General features: G+C 53.2%; 14 protein-coding genes and 1 tRNA gene. 3 read left to right on the forward strand and 12 right to left on the reverse strand.

What is annotated here, in order from left to right:
- Positions 1 to 3 precede the first annotated feature (3 nt).
- From AADB16_RS15040 to AADB16_RS15065, 6 genes are all read right to left on the reverse strand, one after another.
- Positions 4 to 297, reverse strand: coding sequence for a YeaC family protein (locus AADB16_RS15040; protein WP_410804445.1), 294 nt, complete (start codon positions 295 to 297; stop codon positions 4 to 6).
- A 164-nt stretch (positions 298 to 461) separates the two neighbouring features.
- On the reverse strand, positions 462 to 1325 hold the full coding sequence (locus AADB16_RS15045; RefSeq protein ID WP_410804447.1) for a rhomboid family intramembrane serine protease: 864 nt from the start codon (positions 1323 to 1325) through the stop codon (positions 462 to 464).
- A 50-nt stretch (positions 1326 to 1375) separates the two neighbouring features.
- The gene (locus AADB16_RS15050) at positions 1376 to 2395 is read right to left on the reverse strand and encodes a metallophosphoesterase (RefSeq protein ID WP_410804449.1); all 1020 of its coding nucleotides are present in this window, start codon (positions 2393 to 2395) and stop codon (positions 1376 to 1378) included.
- Between the two features lie 2 nt (positions 2396 to 2397).
- Positions 2398 to 3282: an NAD(+) kinase gene (locus tag AADB16_RS15055; RefSeq protein ID WP_410804451.1), complete on the reverse strand. Its 885-nt coding sequence runs from the start codon at positions 3280 to 3282 to the stop codon at positions 2398 to 2400.
- Between the two features lie 104 nt (positions 3283 to 3386).
- Positions 3387 to 4631: a DNA repair protein gene (locus AADB16_RS15060; protein ID WP_309045295.1), complete on the reverse strand. Its 1245-nt coding sequence runs from the start codon at positions 4629 to 4631 to the stop codon at positions 3387 to 3389.
- 94 nt (positions 4632 to 4725) lie between these two features.
- Positions 4726 to 6795 (reverse strand): FAD-dependent oxidoreductase, encoded by a 2070-nt coding sequence (locus AADB16_RS15065; RefSeq protein WP_410804454.1) that lies wholly within the window; start codon positions 6793 to 6795, stop codon positions 4726 to 4728.
- 147 nt (positions 6796 to 6942) lie between these two features.
- On the opposite strand from AADB16_RS15065, the gene AADB16_RS15070 reads away from it, so the two are divergent.
- Positions 6943 to 7995 (forward strand): AraC family transcriptional regulator, encoded by a 1053-nt coding sequence (locus AADB16_RS15070; protein ID WP_410804456.1) that lies wholly within the window; start codon positions 6943 to 6945, stop codon positions 7993 to 7995.
- A gap of 2 nt (positions 7996 to 7997) precedes the next feature.
- Here the strand turns inward: AADB16_RS15070 and fghA are convergent, their stop codons facing one another.
- Together fghA and AADB16_RS15080 are read right to left on the reverse strand one after the other, a co-directional pair.
- Complete coding sequence (gene fghA / locus AADB16_RS15075) at positions 7998 to 8837, reverse strand: S-formylglutathione hydrolase (RefSeq protein ID WP_309045292.1); 840 nt, start codon at positions 8835 to 8837, stop codon at positions 7998 to 8000.
- A 53-nt stretch (positions 8838 to 8890) separates the two neighbouring features.
- Positions 8891 to 10018: an S-(hydroxymethyl)glutathione dehydrogenase/class III alcohol dehydrogenase gene (locus AADB16_RS15080; protein WP_309045291.1), complete on the reverse strand. Its 1128-nt coding sequence runs from the start codon at positions 10016 to 10018 to the stop codon at positions 8891 to 8893.
- 196 nt (positions 10019 to 10214) lie between these two features.
- On the opposite strand from AADB16_RS15080, the gene AADB16_RS15085 reads away from it, so the two are divergent.
- Positions 10215 to 11090: a LysR substrate-binding domain-containing protein gene (locus AADB16_RS15085; protein ID WP_309045290.1), complete on the forward strand. Its 876-nt coding sequence runs from the start codon at positions 10215 to 10217 to the stop codon at positions 11088 to 11090.
- Between the two features lie 93 nt (positions 11091 to 11183).
- Here AADB16_RS15085 and AADB16_RS15090 read toward each other — a convergent pair.
- Together AADB16_RS15090 and AADB16_RS15095 are read right to left on the reverse strand one after the other, a co-directional pair.
- Positions 11184 to 11260 (reverse strand) — tRNA-Asp (locus tag AADB16_RS15090).
- Positions 11261 to 11401: 141 nt separating this feature from the next.
- Entirely contained in the window at positions 11402 to 12433 is a 1032-nt protein-coding gene (locus AADB16_RS15095) for an AraC family transcriptional regulator (RefSeq protein WP_309045289.1), read from the reverse strand.
- Between the two features lie 310 nt (positions 12434 to 12743).
- Between AADB16_RS15095 and AADB16_RS15100 the strand changes: the two genes are divergently transcribed.
- The gene (locus AADB16_RS15100) at positions 12744 to 13619 is read left to right on the forward strand and encodes a MaoC family dehydratase (RefSeq protein ID WP_410804459.1); all 876 of its coding nucleotides are present in this window, start codon (positions 12744 to 12746) and stop codon (positions 13617 to 13619) included.
- Here the strand turns inward: AADB16_RS15100 and AADB16_RS15105 are convergent.
- The gene (locus AADB16_RS15105; protein ID WP_410804461.1) at positions 13616 to 15196 is read right to left on the reverse strand and encodes a response regulator; all 1581 of its coding nucleotides are present in this window, start codon (positions 15194 to 15196) and stop codon (positions 13616 to 13618) included. The genes AADB16_RS15100 and AADB16_RS15105 overlap by 4 nt on opposite strands.
- A gap of 46 nt (positions 15197 to 15242) precedes the next feature.
- On the reverse strand, positions 15243 to 15869 hold the full coding sequence (gene fixJ / locus AADB16_RS15110; protein WP_309045286.1) for a response regulator FixJ: 627 nt from the start codon (positions 15867 to 15869) through the stop codon (positions 15243 to 15245).
- Positions 15870 to 15887: the final 18 nt, after the last annotated feature.

Genomic DNA, 15887 nt, shown 5'->3' on the forward strand with positions numbered 1-15887 from the left:
CGTTCAAGATTTGACCTCAACAAACTGATTGGGATCGACATTGTTATCGCCCGGCTGATTACGACGCACGGAGGGGTCGCATGCAGTGCCAGCCTTGATTCCACGATCAAGGTAACCGACGCGCTCCTGCTCAGGGATGTTATGCAGGTTCTCGTAATAAATGACTGCCTCCAGGCTAATCTCGCGCTGCTGGGGCGTTAGCTTGCGACCATCCGGCCACTTTCCGAGTTCTATGGACTGTTTCAGACTCTGATAAACATTGGGATCGAGTCGCTCGATAAGCTCTTCGTAAGTCATCCGGTTCTCCTGAAAAAACCTTCATAAAAAAGTAGAGTAATCGTTTGACAGATGCAAACGATAATGATTATCATTGCCCCGCCAAATGACGACGGTCGTATCATTTGGTCTCTCTCATCAGGAGCAATAAGCTTCTTTTATACCCCACCTCTGGTGGGGTTTTTTTATGCTTTCTGTTTATTGCCAGCCGGCAAAATAGCCGCTATCGCCAAGCCAGCAACAAAGCCGCCGAGATGCGCCTCATTGGCCATACTTCCCAACCCCAACATCTCGGGTAAGGGTGTAAACCCGATCACCATCCAGACTACTGCAAAGGTTACCAGCGCGGGCGGGAACTGGAATCTTGGAAGTGTTCGCTGGCTCAGCCAGCAATAACCGAGGATGCCGTAAACCACTCCGGAAAGGCCACCAAAAAGCGGCCCCGACACAACGTATTGCAGCACGTTGGAGAAAAGACTAGTAACGATAAAAAGCACAATAAACCGGCCACGCCCATCAAACCATTCGACCTGGCTACCCAGAAACCACAGCATCACGGAATTGAAAACAATGTGAGTCCAGCTGAAGTGCAGAAAGTCAGGGGTGAATAACCGCCAGATTTGGCCGCTGGCAAGCGTTGCCGAAAGCGCATCCAGACTCCCTGCCATGGGATTCCAGTCGTAAGCTCGGGGATCGATGATCAACAAGCTGAACGTGAACTGATTGCTGCCCAGGCTTGTAAACCAGGCCATCAACACACCCAGTACAATGATGCCAAGAACCAGCGGCGCATGCCGAGGGGACGGCTGCCATCGCCCTGCCACGAATACAGGCGAATGATTCTGGTGCTCAACAGCCTGGCGGATACCCGGGTCGGCAAGGAATCGATCCAGAGCCTCCAAAACTGGCTCGGCATGCTCTGAATGCTCCAGCCACAGTACCTGGAAACCACCCTCTTCACTGATTCTGTGGGGCACTCCCTGGCTCTTTAGCCACTGGCTAAACCCGCCAAGATCTACACTCGCATCTAACTGCTTTACTCGGTACACAATCTACCTTGCCTCGCGGGTTATTCAGACTGACAACTCGGACCGCCGTGTTAGCGAGCGACGCTGTCCTCACTGGTGGGATAATCAGGGGAATCCTTGTGATCCCGAGCGACATTGACCCAAACAAACTTGTCGGGGGAAAGCTCTCGCTCGCCGTCCATCCGGTACGCCACTAGCCTGCCGTATTTCACAGCACTGAAATCAATGCAGGCGACGTTGGACTTAAGCGGCGCAGGCTCACTGTCCATCCAGTAATGACCAACGAATACCGGCGGCGCATCCAGCGGGTAAGTAATCAGCTGCTTACGCTCGTCGTCGCTAAGAGGCCGCCCCGCCACTTCTGGTGGTAAGGGGTCAGGCTGGAAGACTACATCGGCATAGGTGCGGGGATTATCGGCCCAGAACTTGGTGCGGAAGAACTCTCGAACGTAGCCATCCCGCCCGGTTATTTTTACACCCTGAGGAAGGCGTAAATCTGTGCCCCGCAACAAGGTGTCCATAACCTGCCCTGCAAAGGAATCGATTGCCGCAGAAGCGTGCAGGAAATCTTCATCAATGCAGGCGCCGCCTTGAACCTGCTTGAACTTCTGAATGAGCTCGTCATCCCAGCAGGCGTGAACCGCACGAAAATCGTCTTCCTCGATAAACAAGGGAATAGTGTAAAACCACTCAAGGAAGTCATTCCACTCGTGAGGGTGGGCTTCGAACTGCTCCAGGGTTTCCCGGATCAGGCGATCATGTCGCGGGTTGTGTTCCCGCAGCCATGTTTTACCACTGCCTGCACGCGCCCGTGTACAGTAGCCTAGGGCGTTGTACTCATGGTTTCCCATCACAATACGCGCGGAACCCCGCTCGACCATGTTCCTGACCAGGTGCAGCGCTTCACGAATTCTCGGACCGCGATCAATAATATCGCCAATGAACACAGCTTGCCGCCGCCGGTGCTGGTATACGCCATTCACCTTGCTGTATCCCATCTGCTCGAGCAACATCGCAAGCGTATTCGCACAGCCGTGAATATCGCCGATAATGTCGTAACCACGACTTGCAGTATGCTTAATTCCGGCCATGATCAACTCGCTGCTATTTCACTTGCCCAGCCAAGCTTGTCGCGGCAGGTGGCATAGAAATTATGGTCTGTAGGGTGAATCAGCCGAATTTTAAAAGGCTTTTTGGCGATGCGGATGATATCCCCCGGCGCGCAGGCAATATTCATCTGACCATCAAAACTGATTTGCGGGTAGGTTTCATTGGTTTCCCCGACAACCAATTTAATCTCGCTCTTTCCATCTACAACAATCGGGCGACTGCTGAGGGTATGAGGGAACATGGGCACCAGCACAATGGCATCCAGTTTCGGATGCATAATCGGCCCACCGGCTGAGAGCGAATAAGCCGTAGACCCTGTGGGAGTCGACACAATCAGACCGTCCGACCGCTGGCTGTATACAAAATGCCCATCGATATACAAATCAAAGCCGATCATACGGGTGGATTTACCCGGATGTAGCACGACATCATTCAGAGCCGTGCCAAAGCCCAAAGGCTGGCCATTACGCTCTACATTGCCGTCTAGAAGAAACCGGGTCTCCTCAATATACTCACCTCCAAGCACCTTGCCGAGACGCTCTTCCAGGTCAACGGGCGAAATGTCCGTCAAAAAACCCAGCCGACCGCGGTTCACACCAAGCAGGGGAATCTTGGATTTAGCCAGTTCCCGGGCTGCGCCCAACAAGCTTCCATCGCCGCCTACGACAATAACCAGGTCGCAGATTTCGCCAAGGAGCTTTTTGCTGGCAACCTGCAAACCGTGGCCAGGCAACATGCTGGCGGTGTCTTCCTCAAGGATAACGTGGTAATGGTTGGCGACCAGATATTGTTTAAGCTGGCGCAGTGATTCAACCACCTTAACGCTACCCATCCGGCCGATGACGCCTATGTTTCTGAACTGGTCCATGAATTATCCTGTGGTGTCGCCTGTTTCAATCTGGCCTACAGTCTAACGAAAGTCACCCCGATACTGAAAATTGTTCTGCGCGCCCTTCAGCAGGCCGTTTAGTTTCAGAGTTGGTGGTTCTCGCAACGGTCGTCGACTCCAGGCTGAAACTCCCCGGGTTGGCTGACTCTCAACAAGGGTTCACCACAGGAAGTATCACCGTCGAGCGCCTGCTGACAAACCGGGTTCTCGTAGTGGGCGAGCCACTGAAGATAGGCCGGCTCGTTCATGCCACAACGCTCCGCTGCATAAGCGGTCGGGTTACCAAAGTAGTTTTCAATTTGCCGGTAGGGCACAGTCAGGTGACCAACACCCGAGTGGTAAGCAACCAGAAAAACAGATTCAGATTTCAGGTACCCCATAATACTGTTTTCGGGTGGTTCACGGTTCCGAAGCTCATGCACTTCCTGCTCCAGAGCGACAAGTTTTTCATCCCGGTGCTCCAGCTCACGCTGTTTACGGTCGAGCTGCTCCCTCAGCAAGACCAACTCCGCTGTTGCGTTGGCATCCCCCCGACTGGCTTCAGGGTTAGCGGTAGCCATTTGCTCCTGCATGCTGAGATATTGCTGATTACGCTCCGCCAACCGCTGCTTCAACTGCTCATTGCCTAAGCGCTGGCGCTCATACTTTTGCTCCAGATCAGCCATTTCATTGCTCAGGGTCTTGATCTCGAGCCGGTGTTCCCGGTGCACTTCAGACAGCATGTCCCGGTGCACGCTTTGCAGGGTTTTAATGCGAAGGCGCTGTTCACGTATCAGTTGCGCAAGACGTGCCCGATCGGCGCCGATGCGGGATTCGTCATCCATTTCCGCGGCCTGTTCCCCGCCCTGTAACACAGGGATATTCTCCTCTTCGGGCTCAACAAGGCGAAATTTAAGGGCGTTGGCTTTAACCGCCTTTCGGATTAGCTGGAAATGGTTGTTGCCCGGTGTCATATCCGGGTCCCATAACTCAGAAGCGTACTGGGGATCGGGGCAAAGACTGCGACAGACAAGGCGAATCGCTCCGCCTCCCATATTCGGACCTTTTGCACCCTTGCGAGCCAGCTCTTCAATGGGCACATTCCAGCTGCTGTCAGCTCTGCCTTCTTCGTCAAACCAGATGCGAAAAAATACCAGCGAGCGCACAAGAAGGTCGCCGCCAAGCTCCACAAGAACGGCTTTAACATCGGTTTCAGCAAGGTCCGATAGCCCTACGTAGCCGTCCAGAAAAGCGCCAAACTCGCTGGCCCGCATCTGCCGAGCCACCTCGTTGCCCTCTATGAAGAAAACCGCCGAATAATCATCCGTTGCCTGGCGGGCAGATACCATTACAGACTCCCCAAAATCAAAAAAACTCTCTGACAGACTGCAAGTCTAGTCAGAGAGTTTCCGATGCATAGGTAAAAACTGCAACGTTTTGTGATCAGATCTGAGAGGCCAGTCGGCTACCTTGATCAATCGCACGCTTGGCATCCAGTTCTGTCGCAACATCTGATCCGCCGATCAGGTGTACTGGCAGTCCTGCCGCTTCAAGCCCGCTTTGCAGCTCACGCAACGGCTCCTGACCAGCACACATAATGATGGTATCTACTGGCAGCAGGCGATCTTCGCCCTGCTCTGCGCCTTTAGGGGTAACAGTGATGTGCAAGCCTTCGTCGTCAATCTTGCGATAAGTGACACCAGGAACCATCTGCACATTGCGGTTTTTGAGAGATGTTCTGTGAATCCACCCCGTGGTCTTACCCAGGTTTTTACCCACTTTGGAGGTCTTACGCTGGAGCAGGAAGACTTCACGGGCAGGCTCAGGAACTTCCGCCTTCACACCCTTGATGCCCCCTCGATGCTCGGCGGTAAGATCCACGCCCCACTCGCGCATGAACAGTTCAGTGTCCAACGCTGCAGAAGTACCCTTGTGGATAATGAACTCAGATACGTCGAAGCCGATACCACCCGCACCGATAACAGCAACCTTCTGCCCTACCGGCTTACGCTCAAGCAGTGCATCCAGATAGCCAATCACTTTCGGGTGATCAACACCTTCGATATCCGGTGTGCGCGGTTCTACACCCGTTGCCAGCACAACCTCATCAAAGCCGCCTGCTTTCAGGTCATCCACGCTCACACGTGTTTCCAAGCGAACATCTACGCCGTGCTTATCCAGCATTACGCGAAAATAGCGCAGGGTTTCGTAAAATTCTTCTTTACCTGGAATCAGCTTGGCTACGTTGAACTGGCCACCAATTTCTTTGCCCGCATCAAACAGGGTCACTTTATGACCGCGCTCTGCGGCCACCGACGCAAACGCCATTCCAGCAGGGCCGGCACCTACGACAGCAATCGACTTAGGCGACGCCGTTTTTACATAGGTCAGCTCAGTTTCATGGCAGGCGCGCGGGTTTACCAAGCACGACGTCAGCTTGCCGCTGAAGGTGTGATCCAGGCAGGCCTGGTTACAACCTATGCAGGTGTTGATTTCATCGGAGCGATCTTCAGCCGCTTTCAAAACCAGATCGGCATCCGCCAGGAAGGGGCGTGCCATAGACACCATATCGGCATCGCCTTCTGCCAGGATTTTTTCGGCGACGTCCGGCATGTTGATGCGGTTTGTGGTCACCAGAGGAATGCTGACTTCGCCCTTGAGTCGCGCAGTCACCTTGGTGAAAGCGCCCCGCGGAACCGAGGTAGCAATGGTAGGGACTCGGGCCTCATGCCAGCCAATGCCGGTATTGATAATCGTCGCACCGGCCTTTTCGATTTCCTTGGCCAGCTGCACCACTTCTTCCCAGGTGCTGCCGTCTTCAATCAGGTCGAGCATGGAAAGGCGATAAACCAAGATGAAGTTTTCTCCAACCCGCTCACGTGTACGGCGCACAATTTCGATGGGCAGGCGGATGCGGTTTTCATAGCTGCCACCCCACTGGTCCGTGCGGTGGTTGGTGTGAGCCACAATAAACTGGTTAATGAAATAACCTTCGGAGCCCATGATTTCCACGCCGTCATAACCCGCTTTTTGCGCGAGCTGTGCACACACAGCGTAATCCTCAATCTGCTTCTCGATACCGGCTTCATCCAGCTCTTTTGGCTTGAACGGATTGATAGGTGCCTGAATGGCAGAGGGAGCAACCAACGCAGGGGAGTATGCGTAACGGCCAGCATGAAGAATCTGCATGCAGATTTTGCCGTCGGCTTCGTGCACGGCGCTGGTGATCACCTTGTGCTTTTCTACTTCTTCGTCGTTGGTCAATTTGGCGGCGCCCTGAAAAACGGCGCCTTCCGGGTTAGGCGCTATGCCGCCGGTTACGATCAAGCCAACGCCCCCACGGGCACGCTCAGCGTAAAACTCGCCAAGGCGCTGGAAACCGTTTTTGGCTTCTTCCAGACCAGTATGCATGGATCCCATCAGCGTGCGGTTGCGCAGCTTGGTGAACCCCAGGTCCAGCGGCTCAAGCAAGTTGGGATACTTGGCAAGGCCTGGTGTGGTATTGGTGGTCATCATCGGTCTCCTCAGAATGGTCACTGGCAGAGTCGTGGCCGCTCTGCTCTTTTTTAATGCTGTCTAAAGTACCCATGCGGGTTGCGTTCAACAATATCCGTGAATAACATTCTATTATCCCCAGATAACAGCCGATGGCGAATCCACATGAACTCACCTCCCCCTCAACCACCCCTGGACCGCAACCCCCTCGGCGATATCAGCGTTCTTTATGTTTCGGTACTGCTCCGGGCTGCCGACGCTGAAGGTGTAAATGTGCAGGAGCTAAGTCGCCACTTTCAGCTCAATGAACAAACGCTTTCCTCTCCTGAGACTCGTATCAGCCTTCCGCGTTTTATGAGACTGGGGCATGCCGCCATTCAGGCTTGCAACAACACCACACTGGGGCTGCGCATCGGCGCCTTGACGAGACCTGTAGATGCGGGCCTGGCGGGGCTTGCAGGTGAATGCGCCAGCACTGTCGGCAAAGCTGCACAAACACTGATTCGCTACTCCCTTCTGACCAGCCGTAATAGCCGTGGCATACCAAAAGTGGAGGCAGATAAACGCCTGATCCAGTTTTACTCTATCCGGCCTTACAACGCGTTTAACTACTTTGTTGTGGACTCGGTGCTGAGTGCCTGGACACAGTTTCTACGCACGGTGAGCGGGCAATGGGATGTGCTGGAAAAAGTCTCCATAGAATACCCATCCACTGGTATGGATGAACTGTTTGAAGCCTGGTTTCGCTGCCCGGTACAGTTTGGGGCCGCCACAAACAGCATAACGGTGCGGCAAGACATATGGAGACAAGACACTCTACAGGCACAATCAGCAATACATGAAAAGCTTACGCTGCTGTGCGAAGTGGAAATGCGGGAGATTCAGAGAGGATGGACGACAGGCGATAGAGTAAAGAGCCTGTTAACGCCGTTATTTCGAGGAGAAACACCGAGCCTTGAGACCATTGCCTCGAAGTTGGGAGTTACACCATGGACACTGCAGCGGCAGCTTGCTTCTGAAAACACAGGGTTCAGAGAGTTGATGGATGAAACCAGAAAGCAGTTGGCGAGAGACTATATTAGGGAAACAGATACATCGTTATCAGAAATTGCCTGGCTGTTGGGTTTTTCCAACCCAGCGGCTTTGCACAAAGCCTACCGCCGCTGGTTTGAAATAAGCCCGGGGGAGCACCGGAAACAGTTCCGTGCCTCCCCTTAGCATTACTTGTTCAGATGCTCAGCGTGGAAGCGCAGGTGCTCCCCAATGAAGCTGGAAATGAAGTAATAGCTGTGGTCATAGCCTTCGTGGCGATTCAGTGTCAGCGGATAGCCACTCACCTTTGCCGCCGCCTCCAGCGCTTCCGGCTTGAGCTGTTCAACCAGGAAGTTATCGGCTTCACCCTGGTCTACCAGAGCAGGCACGAACTGCGTGGCCTTTTTCATCAGCAAGCTGGAGTCATACTCAGCCCAGCTGTCGGTATCTTCACCCAGGTATGCGGTGAATGCCTTCTTACCCCAAGGGCAATCCATTGGATTACTGATTGGGCTAAAGGCCGATACGGACTGATAGCGCTCGGGATTGCGCATTGCCAACACCAAGGCACCGTGACCACCCATGGAATGGCCAAAAATTGACCGTTTGTCACTCACCGGAAAAACGGATTCGATCAGGTTTGGCAGTTCATTCAGCACATAATCGTACATACGGTAATGCCGGTTCCATGGCGCCTGAGTGGCATTTACATAGAACCCTGCCCCTTTCCCCAAGTCGTAGGCTTCATCATCAGCTACATCGTCACCGCGGGGGCTGGTGTCAGGCGCGATGATAGCGACGCCCAATTCAGCAGCCATTTGGTGAGCAGCCGCTTTCTGCATGAAATTTTCATCGGTGCAGGTTAATCCAGACAACCAGTACAGGGCTGGCACCTTGTTACCGTTGGCTGCCTGCGGTGGTAAATAAATAGCGAAACGCATATCGCAATTCAGCGTTTCTGAATGGTGACTGTACTGCTTGTGCCAGCCACCGAAACTTTTGTTTCGACTAAGATTTTCAATATTCATTACAATCTCCCTGATAAATGGTCGCCTGTGCCAGGCCCAGGCGACCCTCCTCGTTATTTGTCAAAGTGAATAACGGTACGAATACTCTTGCCTTCGTGCATCAAATCGAAGGCCTCATTGATCTTCTCCAGACCCATGGTGTGAGTAATAAAGTCGCTAAGCTTGAACTCACCGTTCATGTACTGCTCAACAATACCCGGCAATTCTGAACGCCCTTTCACGCCACCAAAGGCAGACCCTCTCCAAACCCGGCCGGTGACCAGCTGGAATGGGCGGGTTGAGATTTCCTGGCCGGCACCGGCAACACCGATGACCACTGATTCGCCCCAACCTTTGTGACAGCACTCAAGAGCCGAGCGCATCACATCCACATTACCAATACACTCGAAGGAATAGTCGACACCGCCATCAGTCAGCTCAACAATGACTTCCTGAATCGGCTTGTCATAATCCTTCGGGTTAATGCAGTCGGTCGCGCCGAGCTGACGGGCCAGCTCAAACTTGCTCTCGTTAATATCGATAGCAATGATGCGACTGGCTTTCGCCATGGTGGCGCCGATAACAGCCGACAGACCAATGCCGCCCATACCGAAGATAGCCACGGTGGCACCCTCTTCTACTTTAGCGGTATTCATCACCGCACCCATGCCAGTGGTCACACCGCAACCGAGCAAGCAGACTTCTTCAAGCGGTGCTTCTTTGTTGACCTTTGCCAGCGCAATCTCAGGCAGTACAGTGTATTCAGAAAAGGTTGAGCAACCCATGTAGTGGTAGATTGGCTCGCCGTTCAGGGAGAAACGGGTGGTGCCATCTGGCATCAGGCCCTTACCCTGAGTTTCACGGATCTTCTGGCACAAGTTGGTTTTGCCAGAAGTACAGAATTTGCACTCACCGCACTCAGGGGTGTAAAGCGGGATTACGTGATCCCCCACCTGAACGCTGGTTACGCCTTCACCGATAGACTCGACAATACCGCCACCTTCGTGACCCAGAATGGTCGGGAAGATGCCTTCGGGGTCTTCACCCGAGAGAGTAAACGCATCGGTATGGCAGACACCGCTGGCAATAACACGGATTCGCACTTCACCTGCCTGCGGCGGCATAACATCCACTTCTTCGATAGACAGTGGCTGTTTCGGGCCCCAGGCGATAGCGGCTTTGGATTTGATTGTTTTAGTCATGTGGCTCTCCGATCTATGTTCCAGCTCTGGCAGAGGTTTCTGCCACCATGAAGAACATACTATAGTCTATCGTCCTGGTTGATAATCCCATATTATATAAACTCACCTTTACCAGTGAGTAACAATCAGGACGGCCAAATTCCAAAAACACCAGCTCTTTCCAGAGGAGCTCACACGACAGCACGGGAAGCAGACCATGCATATTTGGGAAGGGGTAAGTGAGTTTGTGGCAGTGGCGGAGGAAGAGAGCTTTACTGCAGCAGCGAAGTCGCTGGGCATTTCAACCGCTCAAGTTAGCCGGCAAGTCAGTGCCCTGGAAGCCCGCCTATCAACCAAGCTGTTTTACCGCACCACCCGCAGGGTTTCGGTGACCGAAGCCGGGCAGATCTACTATCAGCAATGCCGGCAAGTGCTCGATGGCCTCGAAGAGGCGGAACGCACCATGACCAACTTGCAGATGGTGCCCAAAGGTCAGTTAAGACTGACAGCCCCTGTGACCTTTGGCGAAAAGAATATCGCCCCGCTGGTGAACAATTTCGTGCTGCGCTACCCGGAACTGCAAGTACAGCTCAACCTGACCAACCAAAAACTGGATTTGGTGGCCGGCGGTTATGACCTGGCAATACGACTGGGTAAGCTCGAAGACTCCAGCATGATGGCAAAACGCTTATCCTCAAGAACCCTGCATGTGTGCGCCTCACCCGCTTATCTGTCGGCCTTCGGAACTCCACATTCCCTGTCAGAACTGGATAAGCACAACTGCCTTCAGGGAAATCTGGATTACTGGCGTTTTCAGGTAATGGGTAAACCGCAAAACATCCGGATCAAAGGCAACATCATGTGTGATAGCGGGTGGGCCTTACTGGACGCAGCTCTGAAAGGCATCGGCATTGTGCAGCTGCCGGATTACTATGTTCAACCTTCTCTGGCGTCCGGAAAGCTGATCAGCCTTTTAGGGCCCTACCAGGAGGCTGATGATGGTATCTGGGCCATTTACCCACACAACCGCCATTTATCACCGAAGGTTCGGATGCTGTTGGACTACTTGAGTGAATCACTGCAGGCGAAGTGACTGCCATCACATCGGTGGGCGCAAGGAAATAATAGGGAGTCTGAAACGAAAAAAGCCGTTAACTGCGATGCAGCTAACGGATTTCTTAAATAGTGGCGGAGCGGACGGGACTCGAACCCGCGACCCCCGGCGTGACAGGCCGGTATTCTAACCAACTGAACTACCGCTCCACAGTTATAACCGATTGCTTTTCAAATACTTTCAAAGCGCTGCAATCTCTAAAAGATTGCTCGGTGACAACGAGAGCGCATTATAAAGAGGTGCATGATTAAGTCAACGCCTTTTCTGAAAAAATCTATAAACCCCGCCTATTACATGGCATCAACCATCGCATCTTTACCCTGGGCGGTTTTCCGATACTCTATGGGCGTCATGCCAGACCAGCGTTTGAACGCACGGTAAAAGGTACTCGGCTCGGAAAACCCGGTGAGGTAGACGATCTCATCAATCGACTCATCTGTGGTTGCCAACAGCTGCCGGGCCAGGCGGTATCGGAAATCAGCCAGCACCTGGTTAAAGCTGGTTTCTGCCTCAGTAAGCCGAGTACGCAGCGTGCGAGGCTTGATGTCCAACCGGGTAGCTACCGAATCCAGTGTTACTTCACCGCTATCGAGTAATTCAGCAATGATGCGCTCCACCTGCCCAACAATATCCTTTTTCTCCAGCCGAGCCACCTGCTCACTGGCAAAGCGCTCATGCAAATCCAGGAGTTCCGGCTCGGCATGGGGCGACGCGTGAGCAAGCAAGCTTATGGGAAAGTACAGGCGGTTTTCCTGAGCACCAAACACCACGTCGCAACCCAGCAATTCCGCAACGTACTCGCGCCCTTCTTCACGTTCATGTTCAAACTCGACCCGCGACGGACGGAACTCGTTATCCGTGATGGATCGGAAAAAGGTAAGCAGGCCCTGCACAAAGCACTCGTTAAAATGTCGCAGGCGTCGGACTTCATCAGAGGCCGCATCCAGTACCATGCAGGCTTCCTCACCTTCAATGAAGAAATCTGTATTGGCGGCATCACTTAACAGGCGCTGGTAGTTCTGTGCGCGGCGTAACCCTTCACCAAACGTAGGGCTACTCAAAAACAGATACTCGAGAACCTGGCCTTTATAAACTGGCAAAAGCTGCCCAAGGTGGAGCCCGATATCGGGATCACCGGATACATCTTCTACCGCCTGCCAGAAAAACATCTGGGCACTATGGGGCGTGCGAAGCTGTTCGGTGTACACATACTCCGCATTCACGCCAAGTCGGCTGAAAATAAGATCGGTATCAAGACCCTTCTTTTTCATTGCCTCGTAGATAAGGCGCAGCATCACGCCCGCGTCACGTAGTTCCTGCATATAATCCCGCTTTGTATCTATTGGATACTACTTTGGCCCGGCAGACACCTGCCAGAACACCCCAAGTCAATGCGTCATCCGGACGGGTTTGCCAGACTGATGGCTGGCCTGAAATCACTACCGGCATCAGTCCTGAAACTGCCCGACTTGCTCAGTCGCTTACTTAGACTATCGTCTTTTATTAGAGCATATCAGGCCACAGACGCACAGTTGTAACAGAATCCATGCATATCAGGTACCTGCATCTAACTACTTTTACCAATCTTTCGCGCCATAGCTATCATCGCGTTGCCTCTAGAGAGAACTATTTATGTCAGACACACTTGTATACAGAGACACCCCACCGAAGCTGCTCCCGCTGTTTGGCAAGGCAGTATTACCGAAAAAAGTCAGTTCTGAAGGCGACATTAAGCTCCCGGAACTTTCTGCCAAGCTTCTGTACGCAAAGACTTCCAGCGATGATTTGGATCAATATGAGCGTGTATGCGGATTCAACCCCGGCAACCACATACCCATTACCTGGCCCCACATTCTTGCGTTCCCACTCCACCTGAAGCTGCTGACTGAAAAAGCCTTTCCATTGCCACTGCTTGGGCTGGTGCACCTGCGCAACAGCATTACCCAGCACAGAGCAATTGGAAGAGGAGAGGTTCTGGAACTGGAGGTTAAACTGGGCGGGCAGGAACGCACCAGCCGGGGAATCGAGTTTGACGTAAACACCACCGCTCGCTCCGCGGGCGCGGTCGTATGGGTGGGTGATAGCACTATGCTCTTCCGCCAACCCGATCCAAACTCCAAGTCTTCAGAAAAGACTGCTCCCCCAGCGCTCGAGCATTACCCAAATATGGTCGATATCAATGTAGCGGAGTCCATCGGGCGCCAATACGCCAAAGTCTCCGGCGACAGCAACCCGATTCATATGCACGCCCTGAGCGCCAAGGCTTTCGGCTTTCCCCGCGCTATCGCCCACGGCATGTGGAGCAAAGCACAGGCTCTGGCAATTATGGGGCAACAGAACGGATGGCGCTCGGGGCCAGTTAAGGTGAGCTGCCAGTTCAAGAAACCGGTATTTTTACCCGGAACAGCACAACTGAACTGGCGGGAAGGAAAAGCCGCTTGGGACTATCAACTGCTGAATGCCCGAGGCGATGCACCCCACCTCAGTGGTCGCATAGAATGGCTCTAAACTGCCTCAGAGGGGCTCTCATCGTCACCCAAGGAGGGTGATGCTGCGACGGGAAGTGTAAAGAAGAATCGTGCCCCACCACCTTCAGGGCGCTCAAAGCCTATTTCCCCTCCCTGAGCTTGTATCAGGGAGCGGCAAGTGGGCAAGCCAATCCCCATGCCCTCTTCTTTGGTGGTATAGAACGGCAGAAACAGCTTTTCTTCAGCATCTTCTGCAAGCCCTTCACCATAGTCCCTAACGTCAATGCGAACAAAACCTTTATCCGTGAGGCGCGCGCTTACCTCAACAGGCAGCGCAGCTTCTTTGCTGCGAGTTGCTTCAAGCGCGTTTCGAATCAGGTTCAGAGCAACCTGCTGAACCTGAATCGGGTCAGCCAACACCTCTGGCAGCCCTTCGGGCACAAGCAGCTCAATGGCCCCGTCGTTGTTGCGCGCATCCACTTCGGCGAACTCCCGGGTGTCTTCCAGCAGTGCAGAAACAGCAAGCACTTCCTTGCCGGTCGCTGGTTTTTTTACAAATCGCCGGATCCTTCGGATAATCTCGCTGGCACGGTGCGATTGCGCCTCGATTTTATCAAGGGTTTCTTGTAACAGGCTCAAATTCGGGTTTTCAACGGACATCATCCGCTTGGAAACCCGGGCGTAATTGGCAATCGCCGTCAGTGGCTGATTCACTTCATGGGCAACACCTGCGGCCATCTCTCCCATGGTGGTCAAACGGGATATATGCGCCAACTGGTCACGCTGCTCCTGCACAAGCTCTCGCGCCTCTTCCAGCGCCTGTTCACCATCAAGCTCAACGGTTATATCGCGGAACACAACCACAGCACCGTGTAATTCGTCATCCTCAAGTTTCGGTGTGGAGCGATATTCGGCCGGAAAGCCGGTGCCATCTGCGCGCAGCATTCTGATGTCGCGCTGGTTTTCTGCAACACCTTGGCTGCAGGTCGCATGAACCGGGAGCCCACTGGGGCACTGGGCTGCTGTACTGAAGTGGGTCTCAAAAAAATTGCGGCCGATCAGATCCTCAACAGGGCACCGCATAATAATGCCTGCGGCAGGGTTGGCGAACTCGATTAAGCCCATCTCATCAAGCCCGTAAATGCCTTCACTGATGGAATTGAGGATACGAGCCTGATCGCTTTGAAGCTCCCGATTCCGCGCCTGCAGCTCACGCTCAAGCCGAATAACACGGGCATGGGTTTTAACCCTGGCGATCACTTCAAGGGACTGAAAAGGCTTGGAGATATAGTCGGCCCCGCCAAGCGCGAAGCCTTTTACTTTCGCTTGCAGGTCATCCAGAGCTGAAAGGAATACAACGGCGCAATCGGCCGTTTCAGGATCGGCTTTGAGACGTTCGCATACCTCATAACCGTCCATTTCGGGCATCATGATGTCGAGCAGGACAACTTCGGGCTGATGGCGGTGGGCAAGATCCAATGCTTTTTCGCCTTCATTGGCGATCAGCAGCCGATAGCCTTTATCTTTCAGTGTCTCGTAGAGAACTTTCAGGTTCTGTGGATTGTCATCCACGAGCAGAACCGTCACCTCTGAATTTTCGCTGACAACTTCAGTCATATAATAAAAGGCCGGTCAAAAATATAACCGCATCATGCCGGTGAGATTACCTCGCGTCGATAAGGTTCTTTACGGACAGCACCATGCGGACAAGGTGTGCCAGTGAATGGGTACCCATCTTGTGCATCACTCGGGAGCGGTGAATCTCCACCGTGCGCTGGCTGATTTCCAGTTCAATAGCGATCACCTTGTTCGCCTGGCCTTCTATCATTCGATCCATGATCTCGTGTTCACGGGGGGTCAGGCTTTTAACCCGACGAATGATTTCCTGCTTCTCACCCAACGTTTTGCGCTGCTCCAGATCCTGCTCCAACGCCGCTTCGATTTTCTCAAGCAACGCTTCTTCGCGGTAAGGTTTCTGGATAAAGTCCACGGCGCCTTCTTTCATGGCGTCAACTGCCATAGGGACGTCACCGTGCCCGGTCACAAAAATAATTGGAAGAATTGAGTGTTTCTCGTTCAACTTTTTCTGCAATTCCATGCCGTCCATGCCCGGCATACGGATATCCAGTACGATGCAGCCAGCCATTTTTTCGGAATAATCCTTGAGAAATACGGCAGCATTCTCATAAGGTTTAACCAATTTGCCATCAGTTTTCAGTAACAGCTCCAGCGAGTCACGAACGGCTTCGTCGTCCTCTACCACGTATACAGTCTGCTGAATATCAGTCATGGGTGTGCTATCTCCTGT

Source organism: Marinobacter sp. KMM 10035 (assembly GCF_046537445.1).
GTDB classification, from domain to species: Bacteria; Pseudomonadota; Gammaproteobacteria; order Pseudomonadales; family Oleiphilaceae; genus Marinobacter; species Marinobacter sediminicola.

What these genes read in the sequence shown, in the direction of transcription:
- AADB16_RS15040 (WP_410804445.1), bottom strand. Translation starts at nt 297, where the DNA reads ATGACTTACGAAGAGCTTATCGAGCGACTCGATCCCAATGTTTATCAG.
- AADB16_RS15100 (WP_410804459.1), top strand. Translation starts at nt 12,744, where the DNA reads ATGTCAGACACACTTGTATACAGAGACACCCCACCGAAGCTGCTCCCG.
- AADB16_RS15060 (WP_309045295.1), bottom strand. Translation starts at nt 4,631, where the DNA reads ATGGTATCTGCCCGCCAGGCAACGGATGATTATTCGGCGGTTTTCTTC.
- AADB16_RS15065 (WP_410804454.1), bottom strand. Translation starts at nt 6,795, where the DNA reads ATGACCACCAATACCACACCAGGCCTTGCCAAGTATCCCAACTTGCTT.
- AADB16_RS15055 (WP_410804451.1), bottom strand. Translation starts at nt 3,282, where the DNA reads ATGGACCAGTTCAGAAACATAGGCGTCATCGGCCGGATGGGTAGCGTT.
- AADB16_RS15085 (WP_309045290.1), top strand. Translation starts at nt 10,215, where the DNA reads ATGCATATTTGGGAAGGGGTAAGTGAGTTTGTGGCAGTGGCGGAGGAA.
- AADB16_RS15095 (WP_309045289.1), bottom strand. Translation starts at nt 12,433, where the DNA reads ATGCAGGAACTACGTGACGCGGGCGTGATGCTGCGCCTTATCTACGAG.
- AADB16_RS15105 (WP_410804461.1), bottom strand. Translation starts at nt 15,196, where the DNA reads ATGACTGAAGTTGTCAGCGAAAATTCAGAGGTGACGGTTCTGCTCGTG.
- fixJ (WP_309045286.1), bottom strand. Translation starts at nt 15,869, where the DNA reads ATGACTGATATTCAGCAGACTGTATACGTGGTAGAGGACGACGAAGCC.
- AADB16_RS15080 (WP_309045291.1), bottom strand. Translation starts at nt 10,018, where the DNA reads ATGACTAAAACAATCAAATCCAAAGCCGCTATCGCCTGGGGCCCGAAA.
- AADB16_RS15050 (WP_410804449.1), bottom strand. Translation starts at nt 2,395, where the DNA reads ATGGCCGGAATTAAGCATACTGCAAGTCGTGGTTACGACATTATCGGC.
- AADB16_RS15070 (WP_410804456.1), top strand. Translation starts at nt 6,943, where the DNA reads ATGAACTCACCTCCCCCTCAACCACCCCTGGACCGCAACCCCCTCGGC.
- fghA (WP_309045292.1), bottom strand. Translation starts at nt 8,837, where the DNA reads ATGAATATTGAAAATCTTAGTCGAAACAAAAGTTTCGGTGGCTGGCAC.